Here is an 11,588-nt window from a genome sequence, read left to right as displayed (position 1 = left end):
GCCTCCTTATCCAAGCTGCCGGATCCGTTCCAGAATATCTCTGGTGTTTTCCCGGAATAAAAGTTCCTTATTGTAGCGGTAATATCTTTCACAGGAATATTCCTGAAGAAAAGCCACTGCAGGACTGCTGGTATTCAGTTCTGTAATAAACACCACCAGTTCCTGTCCGCCCGCAAAAGCACTCTCCATAAAATCAAAAGCATATTCAAGCTGCTTCGCCGCCTTGTCAAAACCATTGTCATATTCTTCTTTTTCCGCATTAAACCAGACTCTGAGAAGGGAAAAAGCAGACTCGCCATCCTGTACATTTTCTTTCTTCAGATCCATCACATATTTTTCCAGGGTGTCCAGAACCTGCTGGTCATGATGGAGGTCCTCCCTGGACAAAAGCCCTGCTTTCTTCTTTGCCAATGAGTCTGACTGGAAGCGGTTCTTTACATCCTCCAGATAAACCAACGGCTGCTCCTTCTGCGCTCCCATAAGAGGCTCTTTCGCCTCTTTTAAAATATCAAAAATGCTGGCAAGCTTCTCTTCTTCTTCCTGCACCTTTCCAAAGACTTTGTTCAGTCTGGAAAGAAGAAGTCCGGTGACACTCAGCTTTTCATCAAAGGAAGCATGTGCCGCCTTTTTTACCAGAATATCATCAATATGGCCGCTTAAAACCTCATCGATCTGATAATCCGTACGGTACTTGTAGAAAAGTTCCAGATAGCTGGCGAAATCTCTTGCAATCTGCGGATGCTGGATATACTGGACTACCACGTCCTTATCCACGGTTTTCTCCAGTTTTTCATATACCTGTATCAATTTGGACAAATCTTCCCATCCTCTTGGTGTAGCAAAATTTCTGCCATCCACAGTGCTCTCCATCTTGTAAAAATTAGCCGGTCTTGTATTCAGATAGGAAATCACTGCAGGATGAACGCCTTTTGCGTAAGCATACTCTCTCCATGCGTCAAAATCCGGCTCCACCTGGATTTTCTTCACACGGTCCATAGTCACCACATCAAATTCACGGACCGATTTATTGTACTCCGGCGGATTCCCGGCAGCTACGATCAGCCAGCCTTCCGGAATCTTGTGGCTTCCAAAGGTTTTACACTGAAGAAACTGCAGCATGGCAGGTGCCAGTGTCTCGGAAACACAATTGATCTCATCAATAAACAAAATCCCCTCTCGAAGGCCGGATTCCTGGATTTTCTCATAGATAGATGCTACGATCTCGCTCATGGTATATTCTGTAACTGCCATCTCTTTTCCGTCAAAATTCTTTCTGGAAATAAAAGGAAGTCCGATTGCACTCTGTCTGGTATGGTGGGTAATGGTGTAAGAAACCAGTCCCACCTTACATTCCCGGGAAATCTGCTCCATGATCTGTGTCTTGCCGATTCCAGGGGCGCCAATAAGAAAAACAGGGCGCTGGGCCATAACCGGGATCTCATACTCCCCGTATTCATTTTTCAAAAGGTAAGCTTCTATTGTATTGCGTATTTCTTCCTTCGCTCGCTTGATGTTCATAATATTATATTCTCCTCGTCTTTACAGATTGGCTGTACTATTCTAGAGCATGTTTGAAAAAGGCTTTCTGCAAGATGTGCGTCACAATTTGTGGGAGATTTTGTCCGGATGAGGGCGCCGTAGCGGGCTACGGCAACCGAATTCGGGCAAAATATACCGCAAAGTGGGGCGTGCAGATTGCGGGAATGATTTTTCAAACAGGCGCTAATCTACATATCCTGCTTTACATGAGATCTGACACAGAAAGACTTTTTAAACAGACTCCAGGTCCTCTTCATCAAGGATCAGCCTGATCGCCCATGGCGGCACATCAATGTCCTGGTAATCCTCCTTCATAAATACAAAAGCAGTCTCATAAGGAGGCATTTTTGCCGGATAAATTCCATAACCATCTGTAAAATAAATCAGTCCCCGAAGTTTTGTAAACTTCTTCGCTCTCATAAGCTGTTCCACATAGGCAAAAGCAGGGCGAAAATCTGTGCCGCCCCCTCCTTTCACTGTGAAATGGGACATATATTCCTTCAACTGCATGGCATTTTCAATCACCACATCAGACTGGATTTTCTCGTCACACTGAAGAATGTGTACGTGAATCCGCCTGAAAAAGCTCTCAGATTCACTGAGCACACTGTAGGTTTCCTCCAGAAACTTCCGGACAAGCTCTCCTTTACAGGACATGGAAGTGTCAATAACGATCACAAAATCTTCCACCTTCCGCTCTTCTTTCGTTTCTAAGGGCTCGATCAGCGGCATATTGCCATACAGATTCATTCCATAATTGTAAAATATATAATCGAAAGTGTCCATATCAACTTTCATTTCTTCTTTCAAAACAGAAAATTTCCGCAGAAATTCTTTATAATCATAGCGATTTTGATTCTGGGCACGCAGCTGGTCTACCAGAGTTTCTCCGCCTTCTCCCGCTTCTTTTGAAAAAGTTTCCATCTCTGTCTGCATGCGGTTGCGGATGTCGTCCCAGTTCTTTTTCCGCTGGGACATCTGAGGACTGTTTGGATGGTTTTCATACCACTTACCATGGTCATCCTGAGTAAACTCACGGCGCAGCTCCTGCATTTTATTTTCCGGCAAATGAAGAGTCTGAAGCCTTCGGTAAATTCTCTGAGCCGTCATTACCTTTCCCTCTTCCAGTATCAGCTTCAACGCCTGCCTCTTCACCATAGATGCCGGCTGATGCACACATTTCAGATAAAGCCCGTCAATGATATTTTCCACTGTAATGTCACATGCAAGATTCCAGTACTGGACATCCACAGCAGGATTTCCTTCTTCATCCTTCTCTGGAAAACAGTGGAGAAAAATGCAGTGTAAAAGGCTGTGAAGATAGATTCGATTCACCTTTTCCTGGCTTCTCCTGAACTGTTCCATCAGTTCTTCCGGCTGATAGTACAGGACAGTTCCATCCGTTCCAACAGGATGAACGCCCATATCTCCCTGAAAGAAAAGTGCTGACAATGCGCAGTCCATAAAGCGCATATTCAGGTACAACTGGTTTCTGGCACTGGACAAAATATCCTGGCAGATGCTTTCTGCCGCCAACGCACGATCCCAGGCGTCATGTACCGGATTTACCTTGTACAAAGTATTTTGCCCATATGTCGGACTTATCTGGTAAGCAGCTTTTCCCCCCTGCGCTTTATATAACGAATCTTCCCCATGTAATGAATTCAATTTTTTCTCTTCTGAACCACTCATAGTTCAAAACTTCTCCTTTTCGATGGAAAATGCAGTCTCTGGTACTCCATAAGCATACTTAAAATCTCCGGAGATTTCACTTTGTCTGCCAGATTTACCAGACCTGTAAACAGTTCTTTCTGCCCAGGTTCCAGGGGATACGTGTGAAGAAGCCATTCCAGCTCTTCTCCTCTTTTCTGACGGATAAAATCAGAAGCAATCTGTTCTATATGCTCCTTCAGGTACTGCTCGTACTGTATTTTCGCCTGTTCAGTCAGCCCTGTCGGCCAGTTCAGTCTGCCATATACCATTTCTCTCAGGAAATCTGATGATTCCTGGGCTCTCGCCATCTCAAAACGCTTGTCATACTCCAGAAAATGAAATACTTTTCCCTGAAAGCAGTTTCTGTAATACAGACCGCTTCCATGCACCTCAGTCATCAATATCCTGGCAGGAGTATTTTCCACACCTTCCTCATAATATTCCGGAAACCAAAGCATGGCTTCCACTTTTCCATATAAATGTACCCGCAGCTCCTCCCCAACTTCTGAAAGGATCTCTTTCAGCCCGGATTGTTCATCATTCATCAAAACTTCCATTCTTCGGATCCTGTGGCACCCTGTAAAAGCTCCACTTCCAAGATCAGTAAAATCACTGGAAAACCATAGCTCTTCCAGATTCCGACAGTTATAAAAACCGTAACGGCCTATTTTCTGAACTCCCAAGGGAATCCGTATGACCTGACAGCTTTTCCCGGAAAAAAGATATTCAGCCAGTTCTGTGACCGGTACTCCGTCGATCTGTTCCGGAATTTCCACAATCTGGGGATCCCCATCAATTTCCATTACTGCAGCATGATCTTCCTTAATATCAAAGGTAAAACCGCTGTCTGTATGTTTTTTCATTTCATACACTCCTGTATATGTGCCTGTAAAAAAAGGCTTGCTATTTTTTCTCATTAATATTAAACTTAATCTATTGCAGTGTTAAAACAGTACTGATGTTCACACTCTATATAATATCGGAGGAATTTCCATGAGCATTAAAATACCGATTGAAACCTCAGCACGGCATATTCATGTTTCCCAGGAGGATTTCCAACTCCTGTTTGGAGAGGATGCCCAGCTTCATTACATAAAGGAATTAAGCCAGCCTGGACAGTATCTCTGCCAGGAACGTCTTACCGTAAAGGGGCCTAAAGGTGAGTATCAGAATATGGCCATTCTAGGTCCTTTTCGTAAAGAAACCCAGATTGAGCTTTCCCTTACAGATACCCGCAAGATCGGTCTTCCCGGTCTTATCCGCCAGTCTGGTGATACTGTCGGCTCCCCTGGCTGCACTCTCATCGGACCCAAGGGCGAACTTATCCTTGCTCACGGTGTCATTGTTGCCAAACGTCACATTCACATGACTCCGGCAGATGCTGTTACTTTGAAGGTCAAAGATAATGACGAAGTTTTTGTCCTGACCAAAAGCTTCGGCCGCGCTCTTATTTATGCAGATGTGGTAGTACGTGTAGACTGGAGTTACCGCCTTGCCATGCACGTAGATACCGATGAGGCCAATGCTTTTTCCAATGAAAAAGAGCCTTATGGGGTAATCGTAAAATTCTTTGATGATAACTATAATACAGATAAATGGATTGAAGACGTATTGTCCGGTATTAACCGCTAAATGTCAGGGCATACTCTGTGACTCCATTTTATTATTGTTCACTGGTGACATTCCGCAAGGTGTTTTTTGTGAACAGAGTGAACAGTAATTCCATTTTCTTGCAGCAGCATATGCCAGTCACAGCCTCCCGGAGCCTGTCTGAAAATCAATTCTGTAATCTGTTCACTCAGTCTATACAAATGAAAAGTGCTTCCTGCCCGAATCCGGGTGTGGAAGCACTTTTGCGTCACTGAATTCCAATTGTCGCCGCCAACAGCTCCTGAAGAGAATTGGTAACCATAATTCTGGAAAAATCTACTGTCTGGGCTTTATTAACTCCCGCAGTACCTGCTGCCTCATTACTGCCAGCTTCCATCTCTGCGGCATCTCCGTATGTCACCTGACTAAATACACTTACATGCTGTCCTGCATCAAACAGTTCCTGAAGGCTGTTTGCGACATAGAGGCTTCCCGGTGAAACAGTTCCGTCTCCGGAAGCATCTATGGTAACCGTATCCATATCTCCTGTTGTAACAAGGTTCGCCTTGATCAGATCCTGAAGGTTATTGGATACGTCAATTCCTGTGATATACTGGGTATTGGCTATAGTTTTACCACTCTGTCTCATTTCCTCTACCTGCTGTGCGTTCGGATAGAAGGATGGCTGACGGATGTAACGAAAGCTTGCACTATAAGCCTCTCCTACTGTAACACCATTCTTGCTGGAAGAACAATGTACGACGATCCAGTCTCCTGCGTCAGTTTTTCCACAGATAATACCAACATGGTTGGCACTTCCTGCTTCTGGTCCTCTCTGAAAAACCAGGTCACCTGGCTGGGCATCCGCCTCACTTACCACGTTCGCTCTGCCCCACTGGTCTGAGGTACCGCTTCCTACAGCTGCGATCATAGCCTGATTCTCATAGCCATTGATCACTGCCCAGGTAACAAAACCGCTGCAGTCAAGGCCATAAGCACGTAAAGTACCGGTACTCTGACTTCCCTCTGCGCTTACCTGCTGTACTGCGCCCCAGCTTGGATCCATTCCGATCACAGTAGACTTGCCGCCCCAGAAATACCCTACCTTACCAACCAGTGAATAAGCAGCTGCAATTACGTTTACACGCTCTTCTGAAACGTCATCGCCAACACTCTGTCTTACAAAGCCCTTGGCTGCTGTAACGGTTGCACAAAGAAGCTTGCAGTCTGTTTCAAGATATTTCTTCAAAATCCCCCTCTCATCCTTGGGGATCTTATTCTCTTTAATGTAATGGTTAATATGGTAATTTCCATATGTAACTCTGTTAGAATTACTTTCGTCCTTCACAACAGGATTCATCCTGGCAAAAATAGCTGCCAGATCATCCTTACAGGAAGAATCCAGCGTAAAAGAAGTGGCACCATCAAGGCTCTTCTCATAGACATATATGGCAAGTATATCCTGCCAGTTGCGTACAAGAAGGGTATCTGCGGATGTGGTAACACCACCTTCGGAATCAGATACATCTGTCAGTTGATTGGCAGCTTTATACTCTGTCTCAATCTGCTCCATAACATCTGCAAAATCATCAGAAAATGACAGCTGATAGTTCTCCTGCAGGCTGTTCAGATAAAATTCCTTGCCTGCATGAAGATTAGATGCATAGTAGACTGGGGTTCCATTAAGTGCCTGCGTTGTGGTGCTGTCAATCTTATCTGCATCTTTATCGTCTGCTGCCCCGGACAGCTGGCTGATCGTCTTCTCCATATCGATAAGAAGCTTGTAATTAGTAACAGCAGCCTTCTCCTGGTCTGAAAAGCTGTTATAGGTCTTTCTCAGGGCTTTGACTTTTTTCTTCTTTTTCTTATCTAATTCCTGCTTGAAGGTTTTATCAATGTCTTTGATCAGGGCACTTACCTTCTGCTGGCTCTCTGCTGAAAGTCCAGGAGTCACAGTGGGTGTCACCTCAGGTGCAGCACTAGGCTCTGGTGTCACTGTGGGGGTATCGTCCGGCGTTGCACTAGCTTCTGGTGTCACGCTTGGTTCTGGTGTCGCACTTGGTTCTGGTGTCAACTCAGGTGTATGATCTGGCGTCACACTTGGAGCCGGTGTCACTGTAGGTGTATGATCTGGTGTTTCACTTGGAGCCGGTGTCTCTGTAGGTATATGATCTGGTGTAGTAGGCTCTGATGGGATCTGTGTAGGCTCAGCTGGTGTTTCTGTGGGCTCTGATGGCGTCTGTACAGACTCTGCTGGTACCTGTGCCGGCTCTGACGTTGTCTCCGGAGGTGCGGAAGGCGTCTCTGCCGATGCCTGCTCTGATGAAATCGGCTCTGCTGCCGCTTCCCGGGCAGCTGTTTCTGTTTCTGACAAGGCTGTCTCTTCTGAGGCAAAAACACTGGCCGTTCCTGTAAAGGATATCGCAGCTGCCATAGTAATACATAAACATTTTGTCAGATATTTATTTTTCATATTCAAAAGATGCTCCCTTCTATTCATGAACATCCCTTTACTCCCCTATATAAAGGTATGCATTCTTACCTTAAAGACAGTTCGCATTAAGTATTAACATGCATTATTGTAGCATACTAACCCTTCTAAATCAACTATCCTCAAAATATACAGACGTATTTTCGTGATTTTTCATTTTTTCTTCACAATTTCTGTACAGATTTAAGTGAAAGCGTTTCCCACTTGCTAAATACCGTTTTTATCGCAGCAGCGAATAATTCATTTTTTCTGCTGTACAAAAAAATACCAGTCCCGGTACTCACAGACAAGCTGCTGTGATCTCCCGGCACTGGCTCTTCCCATTATCAGCATGCAGCCGGAATCAGAATATCCTCTCTGCCAAACTGCTTCGCAGCCAGCTGCAGGATTCCATGAATAACCTGTGAACAGATTCTGAGAATATACTGAACATCCTCTGCAATATTACGCTCCTTAAGAAGATATCTTTCATGGGCATTTCCAATATACTCCACCAGTTCCCTGAAGCTTCCGAAATTCACTGGAAGAATGACCATACGATCTGCTGCCCCACTCTCTATGTAGCGCTTCAGATGGTTCTTAAGATGCTTCTCGTATTTATTATGCTCGTACAGATTCCCGGTAAAGTTCTTATTATGGGGAAAAGTAAAATAATCTGCCATATAATGCATCACTTCGCCAAACCTGCGCCAGTAAACGCGCTCCTTGCTTTCTTTGGGATCATTGTCAATAAGAGCTTTCATCTTACCCTGGATTTCTTCGAAGGTGCCGAAATATTCATGCTTCTTTGTAAGAAAAGATGGCTTAATATCCGGAAGAATGCTTCCAAGGCAGAACGCCTTTCTGTGGGACTGCAGACTCTTAGTGGCAGGCATCTGGTCTGCCAGATATCTGGCTACCAGTATATGGGATTTTTTACGCAACCGCTTCCTCTTCTTTCCTGTTCTTATCCATTGTAACAGATAAAAAACAATAAACTGTAAAAAGCTTTTGTATCTGCTTTTCAAATCATCGTTATCACAACTTAATATAGCAGAATCTCTGTCAAATTTCAAATAAACATTTTCTGATTTTCTGTAAAATATTTTCCAATATATCGTTAAATTGCACAATTATATCCTGCGTGTAAGCCGGTCTTGTTTTTTTTCGTCATATATTGTATTATTAGGTTACTGTACAGCTGAAAATCATGCAGACCCATGATTTCTGTACATTGCAAAGTGTGTTGCTGGTCACAAAGTGAACCGTAACATGATCCAAAAAATGAAATGCTGCCAGCGAACAGTAATGAAATACACTGGCATCATGAAATCGTTACATAAAGGAGGAATTATATGCCTGGCCATAAACCACGGACGAATAAAGGGCTGGCTATAGCTGCTGTTCTTATGTGTCTTGCATGCGGAGTTTCTTTTACCCAGTCTTCCGCTTCGCACTCACCCATTACAGATACCCAGACCCCAGACATGTTCGTAGCTGGAAATACAGATGATTCCCAGATTCAATCTGATGGTGCGGCAGCTGAAAATACTGATGCAGGAGAGGAGAACACACCGGAGGATGTCATTCCCACCGAAGCGCCTGCCGCAGATACCCCGGCACCTGATACCCTTTCAGGTTCAGACACTTCTTTCGAAGTCTCTCCGGAAGCTTCCCAGGGGGTGTGGACGCCAGTTGACAGTAACTGGTATTTCATGGTAAACGGAGAAGGTTATAAAGGCTGGCTCACAGATACAGACGGACACCGCTATTACTTCAATGACAAAGGCGTTATGCAGACCGGATGGCTTGAGCTTGATGGCAAGCGCTACTACCTCAATGCAGATGGAGTTCTTCAGACTGGTGACGTGACAATAGACGGCGAAATTTATCACTTTGGCGCTGACGGTGCACAACAGGGTGAACCGACGACGCCAGATGATAGTTCCAATCAGGATCTTGTATTCTACATGAATACTACATCAGATTCTTCGAATGCTGACAATCTCACAGCTTCTGCGACAGGTGCTTCCACACCGGCTGCAGAAGCTGATATTTCTTCTGATCGAAATGAAGATTCCAGGAAAGCTTCTTCCGAAGTCGATGAGACTTCTGAAGCCTCTTCTGCAGCATCAGAAGTCTCCCCTGTACCGGAAGCCTCCGTTACTTCGGAACCGACTGTTTCTCCGGAGCCAAAGGGGATGATTGCCCTCACCTTTGATGATGGACCCAGTGATTTTACAGACCGTCTTTTGGATTGTCTGGAAGCAAACAATGTAAAAGCTACTTTTTTCCTGGCAGGTCAGGAAGTGGAATATTTTCAGGAACCTGTAAAGCGTATGGAGGAGCTTGGATGCGAGATTGGAAACCACTCTTATGATCACCCGGATCTCACCACGCTTTCCGCCGATGATGCTGCAAGTCAGCTTTCCCGCACAGATCAGCTGATCCAGGATCTCACAGGGCACATTGCCACTGTTGTGCGCCCCCCTTATGGTTCTTACAATGACACCGTAGCAGAGACTGCAGCAAGGCCTCTGATTTTGTGGTCTGTGGATACTCTGGACTGGGAAACACAGAATGCAGATTCCACAGTACAGAATGTAATGGACAACGCCAGTGATGGACAGATTATTTTAATGCATGATATTTTCAAAGAATCTGTGGATGCTGCTGAAATTTTTATTCCGCAGCTGCTGCAGGAGGGCTATCAGCTGGTAACAGTAAGCGAGCTGGCTGCTGCAAAGGGAATTACATTGGAAAACGGAACCGCTTATGGATCGTTTTGATTTGGCGTGTCCCAAGTTCAAACTCCTTATCGTGCAAGCACGAACGGCTTTTTGACCTTTTGACACTGGTATCATAATATAGCACTATATAAAAACCAGAGTATCGTTTTCAGGAAATCATCAACTATACTCTGGTTTTATTCTATATATTTTTTTCAAACACGCAAAAAAAGGAACTGCCATCATGACAATTCCTCTTTTATACTTATTCAGCTTTCTCTTCCAGAAGGCTGCTGTGAACATACGCCTCAGAGCCTTCATAGTCAATCTGGATCCAGTCTCCGCTCTCACCTTTCTTGACCACTTCTGTTCCAGCGGACAATCCACCAATCACTTCTGCATCACTGCTGGCTGCTGCACGGACATTACAATCCTCTGTCACTACCAGCGTAGTTCCATCGGCTGTCTCTGCAGATCCTGTGACATCCTCACCAAGACCATCAAGGAAAGCAGCAAGTGCAGGATCTGCAGTCTGTGCATCCTCATACTGCTTCTGTACCTTGGCCTTCAGCTCCTTCACGTCGTCATCCTGACGCAAAGAAACTTCATATTTCGTTATCTCGTCGCTGTCATCGTGAGCAGCGCCGTCAATCTTCCAGTTCCCGTCTGTATCCTTTACCACATAGAACTCAGCAAGCGCAGGTACCTTTGTATCAATCCCCTGACAGATGTAGTAAAAACAGGAATATACTACATAGGAATCGTCATCAAGCCCCTTTTTCGTGTAGATATCACCAGCTTCATACCCTTCAATGTACTTGGCATTGGTAATCTTAGACTCGTCTGCCGGTGCAAGATTATCTACCAAAGTACGCAATGTGGTAATATCTTTATCCCCCAGAGCTGTGTAATAGCTCTTGATCAATGAAGTAATCTCTTCATTAGCTTTTTCCATGGGATTGGCGTCTTTCTTCCCGTCAGTCTCCCCATCATTTGCCGGAGAAGAAGGAACATTTCCCTGGTCGTTGTCTGCTGTTACCTGCTCATCGGCTGTATCCTTGCTGGAATCGCCCTTCCCGCTTCCCATAAATGCACGGATACCGAAAAACAGGACAACCACGATTAACAGAATCGCTCCGCCAAGCATAAAATAGCGAAGGTTATCTGATAACCATTCTCTGAAATTATCCAAGTTCTTGTCCTCCTTAATACAACGCACCGGAACGCCCGATCGTTCCAGGCAACACACCTGAAGGGAATCGAACCCCCGCACATGGTACCGGAAACCACTGCTCTATCCACTGAGCTACAGGTGCATAAATTCGAAAGCTGCATTATCATTCGTTACTGTCTAGCGTTTAAACAGCAACCTTATATACAACCACTTCGACTAAAAAATTATAGCACAATATCGACTGGATGTAAAGTTTTTTCTTTTGACGGAATAGTTATGTCAGTTTTGAAAAAGGGGCTGTCCTGAAAACGTAGTTCAGCGATAACCTATAAACAAGTATTCTAAATAAGCTCGCCTTTTGGCGGGCTTATTT

At 44.7% G+C, this 11,588-nt stretch carries 10 protein-coding genes and 1 tRNA gene; 3 read left to right on the top strand and 8 right to left on the bottom strand.

The features are described 5' to 3' along the window. Positions 1 to 6: 6 nt before the first annotated feature. Both ACESTK_RS15795 and ACESTK_RS15790 read right to left on the bottom strand, forming a co-directional pair. Positions 7 to 1,518, bottom strand: coding sequence for an AAA family ATPase (locus ACESTK_RS15795; RefSeq protein WP_373120205.1), 1,512 nt, complete (start codon positions 1,516 to 1,518; stop codon positions 7 to 9). Then, a complete protein-coding gene (locus ACESTK_RS15790; protein WP_308768409.1) occupies positions 1,515 to 1,673 on the bottom strand; it encodes a DUF6783 domain-containing protein in 159 nt (52 codons plus the stop codon). The genes ACESTK_RS15795 and ACESTK_RS15790 overlap by 4 nt, the downstream gene beginning before the upstream one ends. Here ACESTK_RS15790 and ACESTK_RS15785 point away from each other — a divergent pair. Further along, positions 1,605 to 1,811: a DUF6783 domain-containing protein gene (locus ACESTK_RS15785; RefSeq protein ID WP_319017806.1), complete on the top strand. Its 207-nt coding sequence runs from the start codon at positions 1,605 to 1,607 to the stop codon at positions 1,809 to 1,811. The two genes, ACESTK_RS15790 and ACESTK_RS15785, sit on opposite strands and share 69 nt — an antisense overlap. Here the strand turns inward: ACESTK_RS15785 and ACESTK_RS15780 are convergent. Both ACESTK_RS15780 and ACESTK_RS15775 read right to left on the bottom strand, forming a co-directional pair. Further along, on the bottom strand, positions 1,771 to 3,231 hold the full coding sequence (locus tag ACESTK_RS15780; protein ID WP_373120204.1) for a VWA-like domain-containing protein: 1,461 nt from the start codon (positions 3,229 to 3,231) through the stop codon (positions 1,771 to 1,773). The two genes, ACESTK_RS15785 and ACESTK_RS15780, sit on opposite strands and share 41 nt — an antisense overlap. After that, positions 3,228 to 4,115 carry a leucine-rich repeat protein gene (locus ACESTK_RS15775; RefSeq protein WP_173718603.1) on the bottom strand — a complete coding sequence of 296 codons (888 nt, stop codon included), beginning with the start codon at positions 4,113 to 4,115 and terminating at the stop codon, positions 3,228 to 3,230. The genes ACESTK_RS15780 and ACESTK_RS15775 overlap by 4 nt, the downstream gene beginning before the upstream one ends. 130 nt (positions 4,116 to 4,245) lie before the next feature. Between ACESTK_RS15775 and pduL the strand changes: the two genes are divergently transcribed. Continuing rightward, positions 4,246 to 4,884 carry a phosphate propanoyltransferase gene (gene pduL, locus ACESTK_RS15770; protein ID WP_118581346.1) on the top strand — a complete coding sequence of 213 codons (639 nt, stop codon included), beginning with the start codon at positions 4,246 to 4,248 and terminating at the stop codon, positions 4,882 to 4,884. 226 nt (positions 4,885 to 5,110) lie between these two features. Here pduL and ACESTK_RS15765 read toward each other — a convergent pair whose 3' ends face one another. Together ACESTK_RS15765 and ACESTK_RS15760 are read right to left on the bottom strand one after the other, a co-directional pair. Further along, positions 5,111 to 7,315, bottom strand: coding sequence for a C40 family peptidase (locus tag ACESTK_RS15765; RefSeq protein ID WP_270431846.1), 2,205 nt, complete (start codon positions 7,313 to 7,315; stop codon positions 5,111 to 5,113). A 344-nt stretch (positions 7,316 to 7,659) separates the two neighbouring features. Beyond that, positions 7,660 to 8,256 (bottom strand): zinc dependent phospholipase C family protein, encoded by a 597-nt coding sequence (locus tag ACESTK_RS15760; protein WP_118581340.1) that lies wholly within the window; start codon positions 8,254 to 8,256, stop codon positions 7,660 to 7,662. Between the two features lie 411 nt (positions 8,257 to 8,667). On the opposite strand from ACESTK_RS15760, the gene ACESTK_RS15755 reads away from it, so the two are divergent. After that, positions 8,668 to 10,101 (top strand): polysaccharide deacetylase family protein, encoded by a 1,434-nt coding sequence (locus ACESTK_RS15755; RefSeq protein WP_202187721.1) that lies wholly within the window; start codon positions 8,668 to 8,670, stop codon positions 10,099 to 10,101. Between the two features lie 205 nt (positions 10,102 to 10,306). Here ACESTK_RS15755 and ACESTK_RS15750 read toward each other — a convergent pair whose 3' ends face one another. Next, complete coding sequence (locus tag ACESTK_RS15750) at positions 10,307 to 11,233, bottom strand: SH3 domain-containing protein (RefSeq protein WP_226855122.1); 927 nt, start codon at positions 11,231 to 11,233, stop codon at positions 10,307 to 10,309. 52 nt (positions 11,234 to 11,285) lie between these two features. After that, positions 11,286 to 11,357: transfer RNA gene (locus ACESTK_RS15745), tRNA-Arg, on the bottom strand. Between the last annotated feature and the right edge of the window lie 231 nt (positions 11,358 to 11,588).

Origin of the sequence: Ruminococcus sp. Marseille-P328 (assembly GCF_964249465.1) — a bacterium.
GTDB classification, from domain to species: Bacteria; Bacillota; Clostridia; order Lachnospirales; family Lachnospiraceae; genus Blautia_A; species Blautia_A faecis.
Note: the sequence above shows the minus strand (reverse complement) of the source record. Positions and strands in the feature narration are given on the sequence as shown.

Coding starts and splice junctions, on each gene's coding strand:
- ACESTK_RS15795 (WP_373120205.1), bottom strand. CDS start 1,518: ATGAACATCAAGCGAGCGAAGGAAGAAATACGCAATACAATAGAAGCT.
- ACESTK_RS15780 (WP_373120204.1), bottom strand. CDS start 3,231: ATGAGTGGTTCAGAAGAGAAAAAATTGAATTCATTACATGGGGAAGAT.
- ACESTK_RS15775 (WP_173718603.1), bottom strand. CDS start 4,115: ATGAAAAAACATACAGACAGCGGTTTTACCTTTGATATTAAGGAAGAT.
- pduL (WP_118581346.1), top strand. CDS start 4,246: ATGAGCATTAAAATACCGATTGAAACCTCAGCACGGCATATTCATGTT.
- ACESTK_RS15765 (WP_270431846.1), bottom strand. CDS start 7,315: ATGAAAAATAAATATCTGACAAAATGTTTATGTATTACTATGGCAGCT.
- ACESTK_RS15755 (WP_202187721.1), top strand. CDS start 8,668: ATGCCTGGCCATAAACCACGGACGAATAAAGGGCTGGCTATAGCTGCT.